Here is a 23,322-nt window from a genome sequence, read left to right as displayed (position 1 = left end):
GAAAAGCCCGCTTCGGCGGGCTTTTTCTTTGCTACACGCCGCGCCAGCCGTTCACGGCGGTGAGCGCCGCCATCAGGACCAGCATCACGCCCACCACCCGCGCGACCCGGGCCGCGGCGGCGGGATCGCGCTCGAGCCAGCTGCGCATCTTGGCCGCGAGCAGCGCCACCGAACCGTACACCACCACCTGGCATACCGCGCCGATGCCCCACAGCACCGTGCCCTGCAGCCACAACGGGCCGTATTCCGGGCGCAGGAACTGCGGGATCACCGCCAGCGTGAACACGTAGGCGTTGGCGTTGAGCAGGTTGTTCACCATGCCCTGGCGGAACGCTGTCTTCGGTGAGCGCACCACGCTGTCCGGGTGCAGCCGTATCACCGAGGCGCGCCGCAGGATGGAATAGCCGACCCAGGCCAGGTAGAAAGCACCCGCCAGCAGCAGCGCCTGGAACGCGGCGGGGTAGAGCTTGAGCAGCACGCTCACGCCCAGCACCGCCGCCGCCATGTGGAACACTGCGCCGGATACGATGCCGGCCACCGCGGCCAGGCCTCCGCGCCTTCCGCCGGTGAGGGCGCTGGCGAGCACGTAGGCCATGTCCATCCCCGGCAGCAGGATGACGCCGAAGACCAGAAGGAAGTAGAGCCAAAGCTGGGCGGTGTGGGTCATGCCCTATTGTGGTCAGACCCCGCGCCAGCCGTCCACCGCAGTGAACACCGCCACTGCCATCAGCATCGCGCCCACCACCCGGCTCACGGTCACGGCGGAGGCGGGATTGCCCTCCAGCCAGGTGCGCACGCTGCCGGCTGCGTAGGCGAGTGGCCCGTACACCCCCGCCATGCCGGTGAGGATGATGAGCCACATCACCACGCCCTGCAGCCATAGCGCGCCGTACTCCGGTCGCAGGAACTGCGGGAACACCGCCAGCATGAAGAGATAGGCCTTGGGATTGAGCAGGCAGGTCACCATACCCTGGCGGAAGGTGGCGGCCGGCGTGCGCTTGCGGCCGTCCGGGTGCAGGTGGAACGCGGAGGCGCTCCTGAGGATGCTGAAGCCGATCCAGGCGATGTAGAGCGCGCCCGCCAGCAGCATGAACTGGAACGCGGCGGGATAGAGCTTCAGGAGCACGCTGATGCCCAGCACGCCCGCGACCACGTGGCAGGTGCCGCCGGCCGCCACGCCCAGGAGCGCCATGACGCCGGACTTGCGGCCGCCCGCCAGGGCGCTGCCGAGGATGTAGGCCATGTCCAGGCCCGGCAGCAGCATGATGCCGAGCACGAACACGAAGAAGAGCCAGAGATGGCCGTAGTCAGTCATGGGTTCCCCTCGTCGGCGCCCGGCGGGCAGTCTCTCACAAGCCGGGAGTCAGCGGCCTGCCGGCGTGATGTCGTTCACGAAGTTGGTCTCCCAGGTCTTGCCGCCGTCCGCGGAGAAGGCCTGCTCGAAGTGCGCGGTGATGGGCGAGCCCTTGGGGTTCACCGTCCAGGTGTAGCGCACCACGATGGGCTTGCCGTCGTAGGTATCGGGTCCCTCGAACACTCCCACGTTGCCGGTGAACTTGCCCACCACCGGCGGCAGGAAGGTGCCCTGCATGCTCAGGTTGTCGATCCAGTAGATGCTCCACAGTCCGGTGCGCGGATCGTAGAGACGGTAGGTGAGGCCCACGAAGCCCGGCTTGAAGAAGTCCGTGCGGTACACATCCTGGTTGCCCATGCCGCCGGGAAGCAAGCTCCCCTCGCTGTGTGATTCGAACTCCGCCCAGTCATGGGAATCCACGAACTTCTTGACCAGCCTGCGATTGTGCATATTCCACTTGCCCATCTCGAAGTCGAAGTCGTGGGAGCCGTCCCGCACCGCCGGGCCGGCGGTGGCGGCAGGGGTCTCGGCATAGGCGACACCGCCGAAGGCAGTGAGCACCATGGCGGCGGCGATGAGGCCATAGGGGTGGTAAGTCTTGTGCATGTCCGTTCCTCCTTCGGTTGGGGGACCCAGCGGCCCAAGGGGCCGATGGGGTTCGGGACGCACGGTAGGGGGTAATTAGGGCGTTTTAAGTCCTAATTGAAGTTAAACTGTGGATCATGTCCCGTCCCACCACCCGCGTACTGGCTGTCCTCGAGCTCCTGCAGACCCATGGGCGCATGAGCGGGGCCGAGCTCGCGCGCCGCCTGGAGGTGGACGGGCGCACGTTGCGCCGCTACATCGCCGCGCTGGAGGACCTCGGGATACCCATCACCAGCGAGCGCGGCCGCCACGGCGCCTACCTCCTGGTGGCCGGCTTCAAGCTGCCGCCCATGATGTTCAACGAGGACGAAGCGCTGGCGCTGTCGGTGGGCCTCCTGGCGGCGCGCAGCCTGGGACTCGCGGAGGCGAACTCCGCCGTCGCCAGCGCCCAGGCCAAGCTCGAGCGGGTGATGCCGGCGAACCTCAAGCAGCGGGTGCGCGCGGTGGACGAGACCGTGAGCCTCGACTTGAGCTCCGCGCCTCCGCCCGGCGACAACCAGGCGCTGGCGGTGTTGAGCGCGGCGGCGCAGCAGGGGCGGCGCGTGCACATGCGCTACCGCTCCTCCAAGGGCGAGGGCAGCGAGCGGGACTTCGACGCCTACGGCCTGCTCTACCGCAAGGGCTGCTGGTACGTGGGGGGCCATTGCCATCTGCGCCAGGGGCTGCGCTCCTTCCGCCTCGACCGGGTGGAGGAAGTGCAGATGCTCGAGACCAGGTTCACGCGTCCGGAGGACTTCGACGCGGGCGCGCACCTGGACTTCAGCATCGCCACGCTGCCGCGCGCGATATCGGTGGAGGTGTGGCTCGAGACCGACCTCGAGACCGCCATGCTCGAGCTGGGGGAGAACATCGGACTGTTCGAGCCGCAGCGAGGCGGCCTACTGTTCAAGACCCGCACCGATGGCATCGAGTGGATGGCGCGGCAGCTCGCGCGGCTGTCGTTCCGGTTCGAGATCCGCGCGCCCATGTCCTTGCGCGAGGCGTTGCAGCACCACGCCGCCGGGCTTAAGGCCTTGGCCTAGCCTGTGCGATACTTGTGCCAGGGTTGGCTATCCCATTCATAAGAAGGAGATGACCATGTCCAAGCAGCTTCCCGTATTCATCCTCGCACTGGCGGCCGTGACCGGCTGCTCGTCCATCTCGAACATGATGGGCGGCCTGACGGTGAAGAACTACACCGCCAAGACCGGCCAGCGGGTCATGGCCGGCCAGGCGGAACCCAAGTCCGACTACGGCTGCACCCAGGTGGTGCGCGAGAAGGAGGACTTCGGCCTCTCCGGCAACATGGACAAGGCCGCTGCGATCGAGCGCATCACCCAGGGCGCGGTGGACAAGGCGCCTTCCAAGGGCGCGAACTACGCCTTCGTGATCATCCCCAGCGAGACCAGCATCGGCGGCTTCAACGTCAATGCCTTCAAGGACGCCGAGGTCGCTTACTACAAGTGCTCGAGCTTGCCCAACCCGTGATGTCCAGGCCGGGAGGCGCTCCGGCGCCTTCCGGCCGCGGCTTGCCGTGGATTTACAACAATGAATCCGTGAAATTACAACAGCTTTCCCGCCTGGATTGATTTAGCATCCTTGGCCTGCGTCCCGCTCACGCGAGGCCCCGGCCATGGCCAACAAGACTGATCCCGCCGACTTCCCCTACGACACGCGCCTCGACGTGCTGTTCAAGCCGCTGGAGAAGGTGGACCTGCAGCCCGTCATCGACGCCGTCACCCACCCCTGGTTCAACCAGACCCTGGCCAAGGTGAACGGCTCGGTGGTGCGCCTCGGCGTGATGCAGGGCGAGTACCACTGGCACAAGCACGAGGAGGACGACGAGTTCTTCTATTGCATCGAGGGCCTGTTCTGCGTGGACCTCGAGGATCGCGTTGTCGAGCTCAGGCCGCGCCAGGGCTTCACGGTGCCCAAGGGGGTGGTGCACCGCACCCGCGCGCCGGAACGCTCTATCATATTGATGATCGAGAACGCCGGGATCATACCCACCGGAGACTGAGCCATGGGTAAGAAAGACCCACGCGTGGATGCCTACATCGCGAAGTCCGCGGACTTCGCCAAGCCCATCCTCAGGCACCTCCGCAAGCTGATGCACCAGGCGGATCCGGACATCGAGGAGACGCTCAAGTGGGGCATGCCGAGCTTCGTCCACGCCGGCATCGTCTGCAACATGGCGGCGTTCAAGCGGCACTGCGCCTTCGGCTTCTGGAAGAGCAAGCTGGTGCTGGACGGGAAGGATGGCGCCATGGGCAGCTTCGGCCGGGTCACGAGCCTCAAGGACCTGCCTTCCGACCGCAAGCTCGCCGCCTATATAAAGAAGGCGGTACGGCTCAACCTCGAGGACGTGAAGGTGCCGGGGCGCGCCCGGCGCAAGGCCGCGCCGCTGCGGGTGCCGGCGGACTTCGCCCGGGCGCTCAAGGGCCAGCCCAAAGCCGCCGCCACCTTCAAGGCCCTGAGCGCCAGCCACCGTAACGAATACGTGGAATGGATCACCGGTGCGAAGCAGGAAGCGACCCGCGCCCGCCGCCTCGCCACCGCGCTGAAGTGGCTCAGCGAGGGGAAGAACTACAACTGGAAGTACGAGCGGCGCGCCTGAACTGCCGCTGCCCCGAAGGTAGAATACCGGACGCAAGACCCCGGTCCTCCGGGGCCGGGCGGATGGTTTAGGGGGAGATCGCCGGCGTGAAGCTCTCGGCTGTGCTGCTGCTGTGCCTGCTCATGATGAGCATGCTCATGGGCGTGCTGGTGCTGGTGGTGGCGCGCGGCGAGCGCAAGTCCCTGGCGTTGCGCCTGTGGGGCTGGGGCCTCATCGCCTACGCCCTGGGCATGCTGGTGATCTTCGCCACGGGCAGCATGGCCGGCGACCTGGGGCGGATGCTGGGCGACAGCCTGATCTCCCTCTCGGCCCTACTCACCGCCCGCGCCGTGTTCATGCACGTGCCGCTGCGGCCTGCGCTGGTGCTCACCGGCAGCGGCTTCGCGGTGGTGGTGGGGATACTGGTCCTCAACTACTTCCTGCACGGCCCGCTCATCGTCTACTTCGCCGCGCCGACCTTCTACGCCAGCCTGCAGTACGTGGTGGTGTCCTGGCAGCTCCTGCATCATCCGCCGGCCGCCGCGCGCGCCGCGGCCAACTTCCTGGTAGGGACCATCCTGCTGACGCTGATGGTGTGGAACGCGCGCCTGGCACTCATCTGGATCGCCATCGGCGGCAGCTCCGACCTCGCGCGGGTGGACACCCTGCAGGCGGCGTTCTCCGCGTTCCAGCTCTTGCTGGTGGTGTCCTCCACCCTCGGCCTCATGTGGGTGGAGGTGCGGCTGATGGAGCACGATCTCCGGCGCTCGGCCTACACCGACCTGCTCACCGGGCTGCCGAACCGGCGCGCCATGCATGAGCGCTTCGACGAGGAGGTGGCCCGCTGCCGCCGCCAGCGGCAGAGCTTCGGCCTGGTGCTGTTCGACATCGACCTCTTCAAGCAGATCAACGACACCTGCGGCCACTACGTGGGCGACGCAGTGCTGCGGCACATCTCCGCCACGCTCGAGCGCCACAAGCGCGGCGAGGACGTGCTCGGCCGCATCGGGGGCGAGGAGTTCCTGGTGATCCTCCCCCAGCACGGCCGCGCGGAATGCCTGCGTGCCGCGGACCGGCTGCGGGAGGCGGTGGCGGGTGCGCAGTACGAGGAGGCGGCCACGCCCACCGCCACCCTGAGCGGAGGCATCGCCGTGTTCCCCGAGGATGGGGAGGACTGGGACCGTCTCTACATGACCGCGGACCGGCGCATGTACCGCGCCAAGCGCGGCGGCCGTAACCAGGTGACGGCCGGGGACGAATGACCATCCGTCGCTAAAATCCGCTGTTTCGTCGGGTGCCTGTGCGGTCGGGCACCGCCGTGGAACATCCTGTCCGGTGAAAGGTCTATGCTTAGTCCATAACAATCAGGGGAATCTCCAAGGGTACGCCATGCATAAGATCCTCGCCTTCGTCTTCTCCTCCCTGCTGTTGGTCCCCGCCGCGCAAGCCGCGCGCACTACCCACACTGCGCCCGTGAGCCTGGTGCAGAACGAATACGACTTCGCCGCCGAGGTGGCCAAGCACGGTATCCGCGACGGCTTCCTCAAGTACCTGGACAAGCAGTCCATCACCTTCGGGCCGCAGCCGGTCAATGCCTTCGACCGCTATACCCAGGGCAAGGCCAGCAAGACGCAGTTGCTGTGGTACCCCTCATACGCACTGGTATCCGCCTCCGGCGACTTCGGCGTGGACACGGGTCCCTGGACCGCGCACTGGGACGAGGAGGGCAAGCAGCAGGCCGCCTACGGTGAGTGGCTGAGCATCTGGGCCAAGGACTCCACCGGCACCTGGAAGGCGCTGTTCGATGCCGGCATAGACCATCCGGCCGAGGACAAGGCCAAGCCGCTGGCGCCGCATTCCAAGGTGGCGCAGCTTCCCGCCGTCAGCGGCGCGGTGCCTTCCGTGGACGACCTGCACGACGCCATGATGCGCGCCGATACCGTGTTCTCCAACGACGCCATCAACAAGGGCCTGCGCACCGCATACCGGCTCTCCGGCACCGATGACATCCGTGTGCTGATGCTGGGCGGCCAGCCGCTGCTGGGGAAGGCAGAGATGGCCACGGTGGTGCCGGACGCGCTCTCCGACCTGCAATGGTTCCCCTTGGGTGGCAGCGTGGCCAAGTCGGGGGACCTGGGCTACCTCTACGGCATGACCTACAAGACCGGTGACACGGCGCACCTCACGCCCCAGGGCACCTACATGCATGTGTGGCGCAAGGGTGCGGACGGGTGGAAGCTTCTGATCGCCGAGGAGATCCCGCTGCCGCCGCCCGGCGCCCAATAAGACAGCCTTCTCCGCTCCGGCTGGGGATTGCTCAGCCGGAGCGGCTCTCCAGGATCCCGCGCACCGTCTCCACGGCCTCGCGCATCTTCTTCTCCGGCGTCACGGCGATGAACACCGTGTCGTCCCCCGCCAGGGTCCCCACCACTCCGTCGATGGCGTGCTCGTCCAGGAGCACCGCCAGCGCCTGGGCGTAGCCGGGGCGGGTCTTGATGATGACGAGGTTCGGCGGCGCGGCGGACACGGCGTAGGCGGGGAGCTCGGTGGGCATGGGGTCCACTCGCTGGTAGCGGCCGGCGAGCTTCTGGACGCCGAGCTTGTTCAGGTGCCGCGACAGCGTGGGCTGGGTGACCTTGTGGCCCTCCCGCTTCAAGAGGTCCAGGAACACCGCCTGGTCCGTCACTTCCCGCTCTTCCGCGAGTCTCAGGATCGCCTCATCCAGCGTCATGGTTCGCCCCGTCATAGGCTCGTAAATATCTATGCATATAGTATTGCATTAAGCAGAATTTGTGTGTATATAAACGAATTATATTCCATTTAAATCATTTTTATTCACACAATAATGCATATTTTCAAGGATTCCCCGCAAAACACGCAGGTCCCGGCGCTGTTCCCTACCTACGTTCCCTATCCCTTCGCACTGGTTTCCGGTGCGGGCGAGGCGGTGCAGGACGAAGCGGGCCGTGCCTATCTCGATTTCTACGGTGGCCATTGCGTGGCCGCCACCGGCCATAGCCACCCTAGGGTGGCTGCCGCCGTGGCGGAGCAGGCACGCCAGCTCATCTTCTATTCCGCGGCGGCGCGCCTGCCGGTGCGGGATGCGGCGGCCGGGGCGCTGGTGGCCTTCGCGCCGGCGCACATCGCCTCGGTGTTCTTCTGCAACTCCGGCGCCGAGGCCAATGAGACCGCGCTCAAGCTCGCCGCCCAGCTCACGGGCCGCGGCCGCTACACGGCGTTCACGGGCGCCTTCCATGGCCGCAGCCTGCTGGCGCTCTCGGTCACGGACTCGGCCTCATTGAAGCAGGGATTGGGGCCGTTGCTGGCGCCGGTGGACTTCCTGCCCTTCGGCGACCTCGAAGCACTGGACGCCGCGGATCTCTCTGGATCGGCAGCAGTGATAGTCGAGCCTATCCAATCCATGGCGGGCGTCGGCACCGCCACCCGCGCCTGGTTCGCGGCGCTCGCCCAGAAGTGCCGCCGCCAGGGCGCGCTGCTCATCTTCGATGAAGTGCAGACGGGGATGGGCCGCCTGGGTACGCCGTTCGCTGCGGACCTCTATGGTGGGGAGCCGGACTTCATGACCCTCGCCAAGGGCATCGCCTCGGGCGTGCCCATGGGCGCGCTGCTCATGACCGCGGAGATCGCGCGTGCCCTCAAGCCCGGCGACCTGGGCAGCACTTTCGGCGGCGGGCCGCTCGCCTGCGCCGCGCTGCTGGCGACGCTGGAGGTGATCCGCGACGAAGGCCTCATGCAGAACGCCGCGCGCCAGGCCACGCGCATCCGGACCGGACTAGCCGGCAGCATGGTGACGGAAGTGCGGGGCGAGGGCCTGCTGCTGGGCCTCAAGGCCGGCGCGCAGGCCGCGGCCCTGAAGAAGGCGCTGCAGGCGCAGCGCATCCTGGTGGGCGGTTCCTCGGACCCGGAGGTGCTGCGCCTGATGCCGCCCCTCAACGTGAGCGACGCGGCGGTGGACGCGCTGCTCGCGGCGGTACGCGGTTTCCATCCATGAAGCATTTCACCCACATCGCGGACCTGGGCGTCGCCGGCGTGGCTTCGGTGCTGGAGGAGGCGCTGCGCTGGAAGCGGCAGGCCCCCGGCGCGCACCTCGCGGGCAAGCTGCTGGGCATGGTGTTCTTCAATCCCTCGCTGCGCACCCGCGCCTCCTTCGAGGCGGCCATGCTGCGCGGCGGCGGCAGCGCCGTGGTGCTGGACGTGGGCAACGGCGTCTGGAAGCTGGAGGACCGGGACGGCGCGGTCATGGACGGCGACCGGCCTGAGCATATAAAGGAAGCGATCCCGGTGCTGGGCCGCTACGCCGACGCGCTGGCGGTGCGCACCTTCGGCGCGCTCACGGATGACGACGCGGACGCCGCCGACCCGGTGCTGAACGCGTTCCGCGCGCTGGCCGGCGTGCCGGTCATCAGCATGGAATCGGCCCGCGAGCATCCCTGCCAGGGCCTCGCGGACATGCTCACCCTGCGCGAGAACTTCGGTGCGACCCAGGGCCTCCCGGTGACGCTGACCTGGGCGCCCCACATCAAGCCCCTGCCCAAGGCGGTGCCTCATTCCTTCCTGCTCTCGGCCGCCGCCGCCGGCTGCGAGGTGCGCGTGACGCACCCGGAGGGCTTCGACCTGCATCCCGGCGTGGTGGAGGAGGCGCGGGCCTACGCCCGCGCGAGCGGCGGTTCCGTCACCGTCACCCATGACCGGCGCGCCGCCCTCGAGGGCAGCCGCGCGGTCTACGCAAAGGCCTGGGGACCGAACACGCTCACGGTGCCCGCCGCCGATGCGCCGGCGCGCATCGCCGCGCACCGGGATTGGCTGGTGGACCTGAAGGTGCTGGCCGCGGCCCACGATCCCATCTTCCTCCACTGCCTGCCGGTCAGGCGCAACGTGGAGGTGGCGGACGCGGTGCTGGACGGCACCGCCAGCCGCGTGATCGACGAGGCCGAGAACCGTTTCCACGTGCAGCGGGTGCTCCTGCACCGGCTGCTCAATAAGGAGGACTGACATGTCCGTAGCCCCCGACAGTTACGCCACGCTGCGTTCCGCAGCCCAGTACGTGCGCGCGTTCCGCGGCAAGACCTTCGTGTTCAAGCTCGGTGGCGAGGTGCTGGAGGACCCGGCGGTGCGCCGCGCGGTCTGCGAACAGCTCGCGGTGCTGTGGAGCTTCTCCATCAAGCTGGTGCTGGTGCACGGCGGCGGCACCGGTATCGACGCCCTGTGCGAGAGCCTGCAGCTGCCGGTGCAGAAGGTGGCCGGCCGGCGCGTCACCACCGCCAAGGTGCTGGATGCCGCCAAGATGGTGCTGGCGGGCAGCCTGCACACGGACCTCCTGGTGGATCTCCGGGCCGCGGGACTGCCGGTCACCGGCATCAGCGGCGTGGACGGCGGGCTGCTCTCGGCCCACAAGCGCCAGCCGGTGCAGATGAAGGACGACGCGGGCCAGGCCCAGTTCGTGGACTTCGGCCTGGTGGGAGACATCGACAAGGTGAACCCGGCGCTCCTGCAGCACCTCCTGGCAGGCGAGTACGTGCCGGTGGTGACGCCGCTCTCGGCCAACGACAAGGGCGAGGTGTTCAACACCAACGCCGACACCGTGGCGGCGGAGATCGCGGCCGCGCTCAACGCAGAGAAGCTGTTCTTCCTGCTCAAGGTGCCGGGGTTGATGGAAGACCTCGGCCGTCCGTCCAGCCTGGTGCCCTACGCGACCCTGGGGGGCATCGAAGGGATGGAGCATTCCGGCAAGATCTCCGGCGGCATGCGGCCCAAGCTCGCGGCGGCGCGCCGCGCCCTGGACGCGGGCGTCGCCAGCGTGCATCTCGTGAGCGGCATGCTGCCGGACGCGGTGCTCACGGAGGTATTCACCAACCAGGGCAGCGGCACCATGCTGGTGGCACGGGAAGCCAAGGCCAAGGACCAGGCGGCGTGAGCGCGCAGCTCTGGGCCAAGGGCCTGCCGCTGGACCAGGCGGTGCATGGGTTCACGGTGGGAGACGATCCCGAGCTGGACGCGCGGCTCCTGGCGCACGACGCCCAAGGCAGCGCCGCCCACGCGCGCATGCTCGCCGAAGCCGGCCTGCTGCCGGAGCAGGACGCGCGCGCCCTCGTCGCGGCGCTCGCGGGCATCGCCCGCAAGGCGCGCCAGGGACAGGTCAAGATAAGCCGTGAGCAGGAGGACGCCCACACCGCCATCGAGGCGCTGCTCACGGCGGAGCTGGGCGATGCCGGCAAGCGCATCCATCTCGGCCGTTCCCGCAACGACCAGGTGATCCTGGCGCTGCGCCTCTACATGCGCGAGTCGCTGCTGGATGCGGTGGAGCGCACCGCCATGCTGGCGCGGGCGTTCTGCACGTTCGCCCATGCCCATGCACAGCAGGCCATGCCGGGTTACACGCATCTGCGCCGGGCCATGCCCTCCAGCTTCGGGCTCTGGGGTGCGGCCTTCGCCGCCGGCCTCGCGGAGGAACTTCAGGCGCTGCAGGCGCTTTACGCGCGGCTGGATAGATGTCCTTTGGGCGCTGCTGCCGGTTTCGGCGTGCCGCTGCCCATCCGGCGGGAGCGCACGGCGGAGTTGCTGGGCTTCACCGGGGTGCAGGTCTCGCCGGTGGACGTGATGAACTCCCGCGGCCGCCACGAGCTGGCGCTGCTCAACGCCTATGCTTCCATCGGCCTGGTGATGGAGAAGTTCCTGTGGGACGTGTCGCTGTACTCCATGCCGGAGTTCGGCTTCCTGAAGCTGCCGGACGCCTTCACCACCGGCTCCTCGATCATGCCCCAGAAGCGCAACCCGGACGTGGTGGAGCTGGCTCGTGGCCGCTGCCGCGAACTGCGCGGCTACGCGGCGATGCTGCAGGAGCTTGCGAGCGGCCTGCCGTCCAACTACCACCGGGACCTGCAGCTCCTGAAGAGGCCGTTGTTCGATGCGGTGGATGCCATGGCGGGCTGGCTGGACGTGCTCCTCGCGCTGGTGCCGACGCTGGAAGTGGATGCCAGCCGGGCTGCTTCCGCATGCAGCGACGACATCTACGCTGCGCACCAGGCCTATGTGCTGGCGGAGCGGGGCATGCCGTTCCGCGACGCCTACCGCCAGGTGGCGCGGGAACTCGAAGCCGGGCGTTTCAAACCGGACCGCGATGCGCTCACTGCCAGTCACCTGGGCGGCGCCGGCAACCTGGGGCTGGAGCTCATCGAGGCGGACGTCGCCGGCGCCGAAGGCTGGCTCGGACAAGTGCGCGCGCGGCTCGCCGCCGCCGACAAGCAGCTGTGGGAGGGCAACTGATGAAGAAGCATGTTGTATTGGCGTTCTCCGGGGGACTCGACACGTCGTTCTGCGTGGTGCACCTGAAAGAGCAGGGCTACGAGGTCACCACTGTCACGGTGGACACCGGCGGCTTCAGTCCCGCGGAGCTGAAGCGTATCGAGGCGCTCTCGCCGAAGCTCGGCGCCAAGGCGCATCGCACCCTGGACGCCCGCGGCCAGCTCTTCGACCGCTACCTGCGCTACCTCGTGTACGGCAACGTGCTGCGAGGCAACCTCTATCCCCTCAGCGTCTCGGCGGAGCGGGTCTGCCAGGCGGCGAGCGTGGTGGCGGTGGCGAAGGAACTCAAGGCCGACGCGGTGGCTCACGGCTCCACCGGCGCCGGCAACGATCAGATACGGTTCGATGTGGCATTCCGCGCCCTGGCGCCGGAGCTCGAGCTCATCACGCCCATCCGCAGCTTAGGCCTGAGCCGGCAGCAGGAGATGGATTTCCTCAAGCAGCACGGCTTCGAGTTCCCGGCCAAGACCGTGCAGTACTCCGTGAACGAGGGCATGTGGGGCACCTCCGTCGGCGGGCGCGAGACCCTGGATTCCTGGAGCGTACTGCCCCAGGCGGCCTTCCCGGGGGGCGAGATCGATGCGGCGGGCCTGCCGGCCAAGCGCATGACCCTGGGCTTCATCCAGGGTGTGCCGGTGTCGCTGGACGGTGAGCCCCTCGATCCGGTGGCGCTGATCGCCATGTTGAATTCGGTGGGGCACACGTACGGCATCGGCCGCGGCGTGCACCTCGGCGACACCATCCTGGGCATCAAGGGCCGGGTGGGCTTCGAGGCGCCGGCGGCGCACATCCTCATCGGCACGCACCGGGAGCTGGAGAAGCTCACGCTCACGGGCAAGCAGCTCTTCTGGAAGGATACGCTCGGCAACCTCTACGGCCAGTTGCTGCACGAGGGCCACTTCTTCGACCCGCTGGCGCGGGACCTGGAGGCCTTCCTCGCCTCCAGCCAGGAACAGGTCACCGGCGAGGTGCAGCTCACCCTCTACCCGCGGGCCTTCGCGGTGGACGGGGTGCGCTCGCCGCACTCGCTCATGGATGCCAAGGTGGCGAGCTACGGCGAGGCCAACCGGCTGTGGACCGGCGCCGAGGCCGCCGGCTTCGCCAAGCTCTACGGCGTGCAGCAGATCCTGGCGCTGCAGGCGGGAGATTCCCGTGAGAATTAATGCGGACAAGATAGCTTCCGTGACCAGAAACCTGAAGCTGGACCGCAGCCTCACCCTGTCCCCGTCCATCCGCGCCGAGCATGGAGCGGTGGTGGCGGGCCGCATCCTGGGGGACAAGGCCGGGTACAACCAGCTCGAGGACGTGCACGGGCGCATGAACGTGATCCACGGCGATGACGTGATCGTGGGCGCGCTCGGCCATCGCAACGCGCTGCACGGCTACGAGGGCGTGCTGCCCAAGAGCGTCGAGCCCGGCCAGGTGCTGCACGTGCTGAACCTGGGCGGCGTCATCGGCGAGTGTGTCTCCCACAACCCCGAGGTGGGCTCGCCCTTCGAGTTCGAGGTGCTGGGGCAGGTGCTGGTGTACCCGGAGTTCCAGTCCCGGGAGGGGCAGGCGGCGAACATCCGCATGGGCGCGCTGCAGGAAGAGGGACGCACGCTCGACTGCAAGGTCATCTACGTGGCCGGCACCTGCATGAACGCTGGCAAGACCGCCGCCGCCTGCGCGCTGGTGCGCCGGCTCACCCAGGCGGGCTTCCGGGTGGGCGGCGCCAAGCTCACCGGCGTCTCGCTGATGCGCGACACCCTGAGCATGCGCGACTACGGCGCCGAGGTGACCTATGACTTCACCGATGCCGGCATCGTCTGCACCGGACACGACAGCGCGAACCAGGTGGCGCGCACGCTGTTCGCCCAGCTCTCCGGGCGCGGCCTTGACGTGATCGTGGCCGAGACCGGCGACGGCATCATGGGCGACTACGGCGTGCAGGCGATCCTGGCGGATCCGGAGCTGAAGGCGCTCACCGCCGGCTTCGTATTCTGCGCCAACGATCCCGTCGGCGTGGCAGGCGGCGTGCGCCACCTCAAGAGCGAGTACGGCATCGACGCCGACGTGGTGACCGGTCCCGCCACCGACAACAACGTGGGCGTGCGCTTCGTGGAGCGGGAGGTGGGCCTGCGCGCCATCAACGCCCGCACCCATTCCAAGGTCTTCGGCGAACATCTGCTGGAGTTGCTGGCCAAGCGGGGCATCCGCAGGCAATGAGCCGGCTGTCCGTCTACATATTGGGCGGTTCGGGTTACGGCGGCGGCGAACTGCTGCGGCTGCTGGGCGTGCATCCGCAGGTGGGCAAGCTGCGCGCCGTGTCCCGCAAGCATGCGGGGGAGCCGTTCTGGAAGGCGCACCCGAACCTGCGCGGCGTGGTGCAGGGCGGCTTCGATGCGGAGCCGGACTGGCGTGCCCTGGCCGGGGCGGAACACCCGGTGGTGTTCTCCGCCATGCCGCACTTCGAGCTGGCGCAGCAACTGCCGGCGCTCGAATCGGCGTGGAGGGCAGCGGGCCTCGAGGAGAGGCTCACGCTCATCGACCTCTCGGGCGACTTCCGCCTGGACGACGCGGTGGTGTTCCAGCACGCCTACGGCAAGCCCCATCCGCATCCCCAAGGCCTTGGGCGTTTCACCTATGGGCTGCCGGAGTGGCGGCGGCAGGAGCTGGCGGGCAAGAAGCGCATCGCGAGCCCGGGCTGTTTCGCCACCGCGATCCAGCTCGCGCTGCTCCCCTTCGCTGGCATGCAGGGTCTCGGTTTCATCGCCGTGAGCGCCGCCACGGGTTCCTCCGGCTCCGGCACCTCGCCGGGGGAGGGCACGCATCATCCCACCCGTGCCCAGGATTTCCGCGCCTACAAGGCGCTGGCGCACCAGCACGAGGCGGAGATCACGCGCCTCCTGGACACCGAAGGCAGCCGCGATTATGCCCTGGGCTTCGTGCCCCATTCGGCGCCCATGGTGCGCGGCATCCACGCCACGGTGCAGTTCCGCGCCGGCCTGGACGCGGCGGCGGTGGCGCAGCGCATGGAGGCCGCCTACGGCAGTGCGCCTTTCGTGAGGTTGCTGGGGAATGAACCGCCGCGGGTGGGCGCGGTGGCGGGCAGCAATTTCTGCGACATCGGCTGGCAGGCGAGGAACGGCACCGTGGCGGTGATGACGGCGCTGGACAACCTGGTGAAGGGGATGGCAGGCCAGGCCCTGCAGAACATGAACCTGGCATTGGGCTTTCCCGAGACTGAAGGCCTCATGCAAGCAGGCAGCTATCCCGGCTGAAACCGCCTTAAAAGCTGCTGCGCTTAGCATGACTTTGTCTGTAGCAGGGATGCGTACGTGCCGCGGAGCACAGGGATGTGCGAGAGCGGCGAGCGCGGCTTGGTTGCCTCGTCCCAATTCGCTTCGCATCCTTGCTTCGCGAAATGCTGGGTGGGCTCCTGCCCCACCCGCGCATCGCATGCGATGCGCCTGCGCTCGCGACGCTTTTAAGGCGGTTTCGCAAAAAGAAAAAGCCCGGAGCATCTCTGCTCCGGGCCTTCATCTAAAGCCTAACGACTTCAGTGCGTCGCGGCGGCGGGAGCCATGGTGGCATCCGGCTGGGCGGCGGCCTGATCGCTGTTGTAGGCCTCGCGGTAGACCTTCCAGTCACGGCCCTGCTGCTTCAGCACCTGCAGGAACTTGCCGTGGTCCAGGGTCGCGCCGTTCTCGCCAAGCAGGGTGTAGTACCCGGAGCTGAACGCATAATCGCCCGTCACCTGGGTCTCAGCGACGTTGAGCAGCATCCCCGTCATGGGCGGCACCAGCTGCTCGCGCATGAAGGTCTGGATCGCGATGGAGGTCTTCACCGCCGGGTAGTTGGGCGGCATGATGATCGCATCGTCGGTGTAGACCGCGGCCACGCCCGCGGCGTCCTTGGCATTGAAGGCCTTGAGGAACGCGTTGTGGGTGTCCTGGATCGACTCTTGCGCGGCCTGCATGCTGCGCGAGTCCTGCATCGGCTGGGCGGCACAGCCCGCCAGGGAGACGAGGCAAGCGAGGATGAGTAGCGCCGGAATGCGACGGAGGGTGTTCATCGAGAAGGCCCTTTTGGTCGGATGATAGGCCCGAAGTATAGCCCGCGACCTGCCCCTTGCAAGCCTTTCCTAGATCCGTGCCAGCACTGCGTCCAGCCAGGCGGTAGGCAGGATGCATCGGGCGGCAGACAATATATAAGCGGGAGAGGTCACGTAATAGCGGGCCTTGGGACGGGGGCTCTCCAGCGCCCGGGCGATGCGCTCCGCCACCGCCTCGGGACCTGCGGTGAAGGGCTGGTGGTCCTTGCGCGTGCCCGTCATGGCGCGCAGCCGCGCGTACTCCGCCGCGTGGGTGCTGGAGGTCTGTACCTCGGCGTCGAAGTTGTGCAGCGAGTTGTCCCGGAAGCGGCTCTTCACGGGCCCCGGGTTCACCAGTGCCACCCGGATGGGGCTGCCGCGCAGCTCCAGGCGCAGCGTGTCGGTGATGCCCTCCAGCGCGAACTTGCTGGCGTTGTAGGCGCCGCGCCAGGGCATGGCCACCCGCCCGAGGATGCTGCTCACCATGACGATGCGCCCGCGGCCCTGCTTGCGCATGACCGGCAGCACCGCGCGGGTGAGTTCCATCAAGCCGAAGAAGTTCACGTCGAACTGATGTTGCAGGTTCTCGCGAGAGAGGTCTTCCACCGCGCCCGGGATGGCCATGCCGGCGTTGTTCACCAGCGCATCGAGCGGACCGCCCGTGAGGGCACAGGTCGCCGCCAGGGCGGCCTGGATGGAAGCGGAGTCCGCCACGTCGAGCCGCACCGCCTCGAAGCCGGCGGCCTTGAGTCCCGCCACGTCCTCGGCCTTGCGGGCGCTGGCGATCACCCGCCAGCCCCGGCCCTTGAGGTGCGCGGCCGTGGCGCGGCCGATGCCGCTGGAGCAGCCGGTGATGAGTACGCTGCGTGGCACGGTGCTCACTTGAGCTGGAACGCGGGCTCGGCCGCCGCTTGGCGCTCCTCCGCCTCCCGCTGCTGCAGCGCCCACAGCTTGGCATACAGCCCGTCCACCTTGAGCAGGCCGCGGTGGGTGCCGCGCTCGGCCACGCGGCCGGCGTCCAGCACGATGATCTCGTCCGCATCCACGATGGTGGAGAGGCGGTGCGCGATGACGAGGCTGGTGCGGTGCGCCGCCAGTTCCTCCATGGCCACCAGGATCGCGCGCTCGGCGTTGGAATCCAGGCTCGAGGTGGCCTCGTCGAAGATCAGGATCGGCGGGTTCTTGAGGATGGCGCGGGCGATGGCGACGCGCTGCTTCTCGCCGCCGGAGAGCTTGAGGCCCCGCTCGCCCACCGTGGTCCGGTAGCCCTGGGGCAGGGAGTCGATGAAGCGCTTGAGGTGGGCGAGCTCGGCGGCGCGCTCCACCTCCGCCTGGGGCGCGCCGGGGCGGCCGTAGGCGATGTTGTACTGGATGTCGTTGTTGAACAGCACCGTGTCCTGGGGGACGATGCCGAGCTGGCTCCTCAGGCTCGCGCGGGTGACGTCGCGTATGTCGCGTCCGTCCAGCGTGATGCGCCCGTCGGTCACGTCGTAGAAGCGGTACATGAGCCGCGCGATGGTGGACTTGCCGGCGCCGCTCGGGCCCACGATCGCGACCTTGAAGCCCGCCGGCACCTCGAAGTCCACGCCGTGCAGGATCTCCCGGTCCGGGCCGTAGCCGAAGCGCACGTTCTCGAAGCGGATGTGGCCCTTGGCGTGGCGCACCGGCTCGGCGCCGGCCCGGTCCGCCACCTGGGCGTGCCGGTCGAGCAGCGAGAACATGCGCTCCATGTCCGTGAGCGAGCGCTTCATCTCGCGGTAGATGAAGCCCAGGATGTTGAGCGGCTGGAACAGCTGGGTCATATAGGCGTTGACCATCACGAAGTCGCCCAGCGTCATGCGCCCGTGCACCACCTGGCTGCCGGCCAGCAGCATCATGGCGGTGACGCCGAGCGCGATCACCAGGGCCTGGCCGCTGTTGAGGGTGGAGAGGGAGTACTGGGTGCGCAGCGCCTCGTGCTCCCACTTGGCGAGGTCCGCGTCGTAGCACTGGGCCTCGAACTCCTCGTTGCCGAAGTACTTGACGGTCTCGTAGTTCAGCAGGCTGTCGATGGCGCGGGTGTTGGCCTTGGAGTCAAGTTCGTTCATGAGCCGCACGTGACGGGTGCGCCACTCGGTCACGGCGATGGAGAACAGCACGTACAGCGCCACCGCGGTGAGGATGATCACCGCGTACCAGTCGGAGAAGTTCCACAGGAACACCACCACGACCAGCGCCACCTGGATGATGGTCGGCAGCACGTTGAACAGGATGGCGCTCATCACGAAGCTCACGCCGCGGCTGCCGCGCTCGATGTCGCGGGACAGGCCGCCGGTCTGGCGCTCCAGGTGGAAGGCGAGGTCCAGGTCGTGCAGGTGGCGGAACACCTTGAGCGCGACCCTGCGCGCGGCCCGGAGCGTCGCGAGCTCGAACACCACGTCGCGCAGTTCCCCCAGCAGGGTGCCGGCGAAGCGCAGCGTGCCGTAGGCCACGAGCAGGGCCACAGGCAGCACCAGGAGCGCCTGCTGCGGGTTGAGGGCATCCACGATGTGCTTCAGCACCCACGGCACCGCCACCATGGCGAGGTCCGCCAGGATCAGCAGCACCAGGGCCAGGGTGGCGCGGCCCCGGAACTCCCAGAGATAGGGCAGCAGGGAACGCAGGGTGGTGTTGTGGCGGGCGGCGGGTTCCATGTCTCTCCGGAAGGCGGCGGGCGCGAACGGCTATAATGGCACGCCCGTCGCCGGCGGGCTTGAACCCGGGCGCGCGCATTCTTACATATATGGATGCCGCCCCCCGAAGACGCCAGTGAGACCGTCCATGCCCATCTATGAGTACCAGTGCCAGGCCTGCGGCCATCAGCTCGAGGTCCTGCAGAAGGTCAGCGACGCCCCGCTGAAGAAGTGCCCGGAGTGCGGCAAGTCCAAGCTGCAGAAGCTCCTGTCCGCGCCCTCGTTCCGCCTGAAGGGCGGCGGCTGGTACGAGACCGACTTCAAGTCCGGCCAGAAGAAGAACCTGGCGGACAGCGGCAAGGACGAGAAGCCGGCGGCGAAGGAGGAATCCAAGCCCGCCAAAGCCGCGCCGGCGGAGCCGGCAAGCAAGCCCAAGCCGGAGAAGAAGGCCAAGTCCGGCGGCGCCGCCAAGACGGGTGATGCATGAACCTCGATCCGCTGCGCAAGCGCAGCCTGATGGTGCGGGTGCGCCGCTACCTGCTCACGGGACTCGTGATCTGGATCCCGATGGGCGTGACCTTGTTCATCTTCCAGCTGTTCATCGGCTACATGGACCGGCTGGTGCTCCTGTTCCCCCGCGCCTGGCAGCCGATGCAGCTGATCGGCTTCAACCTGCCGGGCCTGGGCGTGATCCTGGTCCTGCTGATCCTGCTGCTCACCGGCTTCGTCGCCAGCAACTACCTGGGCCGCACCCTGCTGAGGTGGGGAGGCGAGCTCCTGGAGCACATCCCGCTGGTGCGTTCGGTCTATACCTCGGTGCGCCAGATATCCGACACCATGTTCTCCAACAAGGGCAGGTCCTTCCGCAAGGTGGTGCTGATCCGCTACCCGCAGAAGGACACCTGGAGCCTGGCCTTCCAGACCGGCGAATCCCTGGGCGAGCTCAACAAGAAGCTGCCGGAGCACATGGTCAGCGTGTTCGTGCCCACCACGCCCAACCCCACCTCCGGCTTCCTGCTGATGGTGCCGCAGGAAGACATGATCGAGCTCGAGATGACCGTGGACGAGGCGCTCAAGATGATCCTCTCCCTGGGCGTGATCGTGCCGCCCTGGCCCAGGCCTCAGGAGAGCAAGTCCGACCCCGATCCCACCGGTGGGGATACGGTGCCCCAGCTTGCGGAGCCGCCCCGCCGACTTTAATATGCGCGGCCCCTGAAAAGGGGCCTTCTCAATATAAGCCACTGATTTTCGGGACTTTCCATGCGTAGCCATTACTGCGGCCAGGTGAATGAACTCCTCCTCGACCAGGAGGTGCAGCTGGCGGGCTGGGTGCACCGGCGCCGCGACCACGGCGGGGTGCTGTTCATCGACCTGCGCGACCGCGAGGGCCTGGTGCAGGTGGTGTTCGATCCGGACCGTGCCGCCGTGTTCGCCGAGGCCGAGCGCCTGCGCAGCGAGTACGTGGTGAGCGTGAAGGGCAAGCTGCGCAAGCGTCCCGCCGGCACCGAGAACGCGAACTTGCCGAGCGGCAAGGTGGAACTGCTGGCCCACGAGCTCATGCTGCTCAACACCGCCGAGACCCCGCCGTTCATGCTGGACGAGGAGGGCGTGAACGAGGAACGCCGCCTGCAGTACCGCTACGTGGACCTGCGCCGGCCGGTGATGCAGCAGCGCCTGCGCCTGCGCCACCGCATCGTCAGCACCCTGCGCAACTACCTGGACGGCCAGGGTTTCATCGACCTGGAGACCCCGATCCTGACCAAGCCGACGCCGGAGGGTGCGCGCGACTACCTAGTGCCGAGCCGCACCCACCCGGGCCGCTTCTTCGCGCTGCCGCAGTCGCCGCAGATCTTCAAGCAGCTGTTCATGATGTCCGGCTTCGACCGCTACTACCAGGTGGCGCGCTGCTTCCGCGACGAGGACCTGCGCGCCGACCGCCAGCCGGAGTTCACCCAGCTCGACATCGAGACCTCGTTCCTGGACGAGCAGCAGATCACCGGCATCATGGAAGGCATGATCCGCCACACCTTCAAGACGGTGCTGGGTGTGGACCTGCCGGACCCCTTCCCGCGCCTGAGCTACGACGAGGCCATGCGCCGCTACGGCTCCGACAAGCCGGACCTGCGCATCCCGCTCGAGCTCGTGGACGTGGCGGACCTGGTCAAGACCTGCGACTTCAAGGTGTTCGCCGGTCCCGCCAACGACCCGGCTGGCCGCGTCACCGCGCTGCGCCTGCCCAAGGGCGGCGAGATGCCGCGCAGCGAGATCGACGACTGCACCGCCTACGTGGCGCGCTACGGCGCCAAGGGCCTTGCCTATATAAAGGTGAACGACACCGCCAAGGGCAAGGACGGCCTGCAGTCGCCCATCGTGAAGTTCCTGTCCGACGAGGCTATCGCCGGCATCCTCAAGCGCACCGGTGCCGAGAATGGCGACCTGATCTTCTTCGGCGCCGACAAGGCGCGGGTGGTGGCGGACTCCCTCGGCGCGCTGCGCCTGAAGCTCGGCCACGACCGCGGCCTCGTCAAGGGCGAGTGGGCGCCGCTGTGGGTGGTGGAGTTCCCGGCCTTCGAGTGGGATGAGAAGGACAAGCGCTGGGTGTTCCTGCACCACCCGTTCACCGCCCCGCGAGTGGACTCCGTGGCGGAACTGGAGAAGGACCCGGGCGGCATCCGTTCCCGCGCCTACGACATGGTGCTGAACGGCACCGAGCTCGGCGGCGGTTCCATCCGCATCCACAACCAGGACATGCAGGCGGCGGTATTCCGCATGCTGGGCATCAGCGACGAGGATGCGCGCATGAAGTTCGGCTTCCTGCTGGATGCGCTCAAGTCGGGCTGCCCGCCCCACGGCGGCCTGGCCTTCGGCATCGACCGGCTGGTGATGCTCATGACCGGCTCGCCGAACATCCGCGAAGTTATCGCCTTCCCCAAGACCCAGACCGCCTGGGACCCGCTCACGGATGCGCCGGCCGTGGCCAGCGATGACCAGCTCAAGGAGCTGCACGTCCGCGTGAAGCTGCCGGCGACCGAGCCCAAAGTTTCCTGAGGGGTTTGTACAAGCACCCCGAATCGGTCCTGGTCGTGGTCCACACGGACGATGACCAGGTGTTGCGTCTCCTGCGCCGGGAACCGGCGGATTTCTGGCAGTCCGTCACCGGCAGCCTCAATGCCGGCGAGTCGCCGCTCAAGGCGGCACTGCGGGAAGTGCGGGAGGAGACCGGTCTCGACGCGGGCGCGGGCCTCGCCGACAGCGGTGTCGTCAACCGGTATGCCATCCACCCTGCCTGGCGCCACAAGTACGCGCCTTCCGTGCGGGAGAACCAGGAATACGTCTTCTACCTGCGGCTGCCCGGCGTCTGCGACATAAGCCTGTCGCCCGAGCACGTGGAATATCGCTGGCTGCCGCGAGAACAGGCGGCGGAGCTGGCGGGCTCCGCCACGGACCGCGCGGCGATCCTTGCTTTATCCCAGCCTAGCCCACAGGTGTAAAATAACGGGTCAATCGCCGGCGCCGTCCGGCCGTCCTTGAGATCTCGATGGCAGCTGTCCGTCCCCTCGACTACGCACCTTACTCCACCCTCGACGACCAGGATTGCGATGCGCGCATCCGCGCCGCGAAGGCCAAGCTCGGCTCGCGCCTGGTCATCCTCGGCCACCACTATCAGCGGGCCGAGGTGTACAAGCACGCGGACCAGACCGGCGATTCTCTGAAGCTCGCGCGCCTCGCCTCCCAGTGCGATGCCGAATACATCGTGTTCTGCGGCGTACACTTCATGGCGGAGGTGGCTGACATACTGTCCAAGCCGAGCCAGCAGGTGATCCTGCCGGACCTGGCGGCCGGCTGTTCCATGGCGGACATGGCGAACCTGGCGAAGGTCGAGACCGCCTGGCGCGAGCTCGCGACGGTCTTGTCGCCCGATGAGCAGATCACACCAATTACTTACATTAATTCTGCAGCGGACCTGAAAGCCTTCTGCGGCCGCCACGGCGGCATCGTCTGCACCAGCACCAACGCCCCCGGCATCCTCGAGTGGGCGTTCAAGCGCCGCGAGAAGGTGCTGTTCTTCCCGGACCAGCACCTGGGCCGCTGGACCGGCCACAAGCTCGGCATCCCCCTGGACGAGATGGCGGTGTGGGATTTCCACAAGCCCATGGGTGGACTGACTCCCGAGCAGATCCGCAAGGCCAAGGTGCTGCTCTGGAACGGCCACTGCTCGGTGCACCAGATGTTCCAGCCCGCCCACATCGACGCATTCCGCGCCAAGTACCCGGATGCGACGGTCATCTGCCACCCGGAGAGCGCCTTCGAGGTATGCAAGAAGTCGGATTACGTGGGTTCCACGGAGTACATCCTGGATACGGTACACAAGGCGGAGCCCGGCAGCCGCTGGCTGGTGGGCACGGAGCTCAACCTCGTGAACCGCCTGCACGAGGAGATGAAGGGCAAGGGTGTGAACGTGCACTTCATGTCGCCCATGGTTTGCATGTGCTCCACCATGTACCGCATCGACCCGCAGCACTTCGCCTGGACGCTGGAGAACCTGGCGGAAGGCAAGGTGGTGAACCGCATCAGCGTGCCGGAGCCGGACGCGAGCCAGGCGAGAGAAGCCCTGGAGCGGATGCTGGCGATCTAGCCCGGCTCGATGCAGAAATGAAAAAAGGCCCGCTCCGGAAAGAGCGGGCCTTGCTTTTGAGCG

General features: G+C 67.7%; 25 protein-coding genes. 18 read left to right on the top strand and 7 right to left on the bottom strand.

Features of this window, described 5'->3' with window-relative positions; genetic code table 11:
- Nucleotides 1-31 precede the first annotated feature (31 nt).
- From VF651_11700 to VF651_11690, 3 genes are read right to left on the bottom strand one after another with little or no spacing between them, the layout of a single operon-like run.
- On the bottom strand, nt 32-667 hold the full coding sequence (locus tag VF651_11700; protein ID HEX7966365.1) for a LysE family translocator: 636 nt from the start codon (nt 665-667) through the stop codon (nt 32-34).
- A 12-nt stretch (nt 668-679) separates the two neighbouring features.
- Complete coding sequence (locus tag VF651_11695; GenBank protein ID HEX7966364.1) at nt 680-1,315, bottom strand: LysE family translocator; 636 nt, start codon at nt 1,313-1,315, stop codon at nt 680-682.
- A 48-nt stretch (nt 1,316-1,363) separates the two neighbouring features.
- The gene (locus tag VF651_11690; GenBank protein ID HEX7966363.1) at nt 1,364-1,960 is read right to left on the bottom strand and encodes a hypothetical protein; all 597 of its coding nucleotides are present in this window, start codon (nt 1,958-1,960) and stop codon (nt 1,364-1,366) included.
- Nucleotides 1,961-2,076: 116 nt separating this feature from the next.
- On the opposite strand from VF651_11690, the gene VF651_11685 reads away from it, so the two are divergent.
- The 6 genes from VF651_11685 (at nt 2,077) to VF651_11660 (ending at nt 6,860) form a co-directional block, all read left to right on the top strand.
- Nucleotides 2,077-3,021: a YafY family protein gene (locus VF651_11685; GenBank protein ID HEX7966362.1), complete on the top strand. Its 945-nt coding sequence runs from the start codon at nt 2,077-2,079 to the stop codon at nt 3,019-3,021.
- A 55-nt stretch (nt 3,022-3,076) separates the two neighbouring features.
- Complete coding sequence (locus tag VF651_11680) at nt 3,077-3,466, top strand: hypothetical protein (GenBank protein HEX7966361.1); 390 nt, start codon at nt 3,077-3,079, stop codon at nt 3,464-3,466.
- Between the two features lie 145 nt (nt 3,467-3,611).
- Nucleotides 3,612-3,998, top strand: coding sequence for a cupin domain-containing protein (locus tag VF651_11675; protein ID HEX7966360.1), 387 nt, complete (start codon nt 3,612-3,614; stop codon nt 3,996-3,998).
- Between the two features lie 3 nt (nt 3,999-4,001).
- Entirely contained in the window at nt 4,002-4,595 is a 594-nt protein-coding gene (locus VF651_11670; protein HEX7966359.1) for a YdeI/OmpD-associated family protein, read from the top strand.
- 86 nt (nt 4,596-4,681) lie between these two features.
- Nucleotides 4,682-5,836, top strand: coding sequence for a GGDEF domain-containing protein (locus tag VF651_11665; protein ID HEX7966358.1), 1,155 nt, complete (start codon nt 4,682-4,684; stop codon nt 5,834-5,836).
- A gap of 127 nt (nt 5,837-5,963) precedes the next feature.
- A complete protein-coding gene (locus tag VF651_11660) occupies nt 5,964-6,860 on the top strand; it encodes a hypothetical protein (GenBank protein HEX7966357.1) in 897 nt (298 codons plus the stop codon).
- Nucleotides 6,861-6,891: 31 nt separating this feature from the next.
- Here VF651_11660 and VF651_11655 read toward each other — a convergent pair whose 3' ends face one another.
- Nucleotides 6,892-7,305: an arginine repressor gene (locus VF651_11655; GenBank protein ID HEX7966356.1), complete on the bottom strand. Its 414-nt coding sequence runs from the start codon at nt 7,303-7,305 to the stop codon at nt 6,892-6,894.
- Nucleotides 7,306-7,419: 114 nt separating this feature from the next.
- Here VF651_11655 and VF651_11650 point away from each other — a divergent pair, with 114 nt between their 5' ends.
- From VF651_11650 to argC, 7 genes are read left to right on the top strand one after another with little or no spacing between them, the layout of a single operon-like run.
- Nucleotides 7,420-8,586, top strand: a complete 1,167-nt coding sequence (locus VF651_11650; GenBank protein HEX7966355.1) for an aminotransferase class III-fold pyridoxal phosphate-dependent enzyme — start codon at nt 7,420-7,422, stop codon at nt 8,584-8,586.
- On the top strand, nt 8,583-9,587 hold the full coding sequence (locus VF651_11645) for an N-acetylornithine carbamoyltransferase (GenBank protein HEX7966354.1): 1,005 nt from the start codon (nt 8,583-8,585) through the stop codon (nt 9,585-9,587). The genes VF651_11650 and VF651_11645 overlap by 4 nt, the downstream gene beginning before the upstream one ends.
- Before the next feature lies 1 nt (nt 9,588).
- Nucleotides 9,589-10,509 (top strand): acetylglutamate kinase, encoded by a 921-nt coding sequence (argB, locus tag VF651_11640; GenBank protein HEX7966353.1) that lies wholly within the window; start codon nt 9,589-9,591, stop codon nt 10,507-10,509.
- A complete protein-coding gene (gene argH, locus VF651_11635) occupies nt 10,506-11,858 on the top strand; it encodes an argininosuccinate lyase (protein ID HEX7966352.1) in 1,353 nt (450 codons plus the stop codon). The genes argB and argH overlap by 4 nt, the downstream gene beginning before the upstream one ends.
- Complete coding sequence (gene argG, locus VF651_11630; protein HEX7966351.1) at nt 11,858-13,060, top strand: argininosuccinate synthase; 1,203 nt, start codon at nt 11,858-11,860, stop codon at nt 13,058-13,060. Before argH ends, argG begins: the two co-directional genes overlap by 1 nt.
- A 19-nt stretch (nt 13,061-13,079) precedes the next feature.
- Nucleotides 13,080-14,105 (top strand): hypothetical protein, encoded by a 1,026-nt coding sequence (locus VF651_11625; protein ID HEX7966350.1) that lies wholly within the window; start codon nt 13,080-13,082, stop codon nt 14,103-14,105.
- Nucleotides 14,102-15,160, top strand: coding sequence for an N-acetyl-gamma-glutamyl-phosphate reductase (gene argC, locus VF651_11620; GenBank protein HEX7966349.1), 1,059 nt, complete (start codon nt 14,102-14,104; stop codon nt 15,158-15,160). Before VF651_11625 ends, argC begins: the two co-directional genes overlap by 4 nt.
- Before the next feature lie 278 nt (nt 15,161-15,438).
- On the opposite strand, the gene VF651_11615 is transcribed toward argC, so the two are convergent.
- The 3 genes from VF651_11615 to VF651_11605 all read right to left on the bottom strand — a co-directional run bounded on the left by VF651_11615 (nt 15,439) and on the right by VF651_11605 (nt 18,644).
- On the bottom strand, nt 15,439-15,954 hold the full coding sequence (locus tag VF651_11615) for a DUF4440 domain-containing protein (GenBank protein ID HEX7966348.1): 516 nt from the start codon (nt 15,952-15,954) through the stop codon (nt 15,439-15,441).
- A 69-nt stretch (nt 15,955-16,023) separates the two neighbouring features.
- Complete coding sequence (locus VF651_11610; protein ID HEX7966347.1) at nt 16,024-16,845, bottom strand: SDR family NAD(P)-dependent oxidoreductase; 822 nt, start codon at nt 16,843-16,845, stop codon at nt 16,024-16,026.
- 5 nt (nt 16,846-16,850) lie between these two features.
- Nucleotides 16,851-18,644, bottom strand: a complete 1,794-nt coding sequence (locus VF651_11605; GenBank protein HEX7966346.1) for an ABC transporter ATP-binding protein/permease — start codon at nt 18,642-18,644, stop codon at nt 16,851-16,853.
- Nucleotides 18,645-18,771: 127 nt separating this feature from the next.
- On the opposite strand from VF651_11605, the gene VF651_11600 reads away from it, so the two are divergent.
- From VF651_11600 to nadA, 5 genes are read left to right on the top strand one after another with little or no spacing between them, the layout of a single operon-like run.
- Nucleotides 18,772-19,110 carry a zinc ribbon domain-containing protein gene (locus VF651_11600; GenBank protein HEX7966345.1) on the top strand — a complete coding sequence of 113 codons (339 nt, stop codon included), beginning with the start codon at nt 18,772-18,774 and terminating at the stop codon, nt 19,108-19,110.
- On the top strand, nt 19,107-19,823 hold the full coding sequence (locus tag VF651_11595) for a DUF502 domain-containing protein (GenBank protein HEX7966344.1): 717 nt from the start codon (nt 19,107-19,109) through the stop codon (nt 19,821-19,823). Before VF651_11600 ends, VF651_11595 begins: the two co-directional genes overlap by 4 nt.
- Nucleotides 19,824-19,883: 60 nt before the next feature.
- Complete coding sequence (gene aspS, locus VF651_11590) at nt 19,884-21,671, top strand: aspartate--tRNA ligase (GenBank protein HEX7966343.1); 1,788 nt, start codon at nt 19,884-19,886, stop codon at nt 21,669-21,671.
- 5 nt (nt 21,672-21,676) lie between these two features.
- Nucleotides 21,677-22,114, top strand: coding sequence for a dihydroneopterin triphosphate diphosphatase (gene nudB, locus VF651_11585; GenBank protein HEX7966342.1), 438 nt, complete (start codon nt 21,677-21,679; stop codon nt 22,112-22,114).
- Nucleotides 22,115-22,161: 47 nt separating this feature from the next.
- A complete protein-coding gene (gene nadA, locus VF651_11580) occupies nt 22,162-23,259 on the top strand; it encodes a quinolinate synthase NadA (protein ID HEX7966341.1) in 1,098 nt (365 codons plus the stop codon).
- The last annotated feature ends 63 nt before the right edge of the window (nt 23,260-23,322 follow it).

It is taken from the genome of Gammaproteobacteria bacterium, assembly GCA_036383255.1.
GTDB lineage: Bacteria > Pseudomonadota > Gammaproteobacteria > Natronospirales > REEB76 > DASUBN01.
The sequence above is the reverse complement of the archived record's forward strand: the minus strand, read 5'-3'. Positions and strand labels throughout refer to the sequence as shown.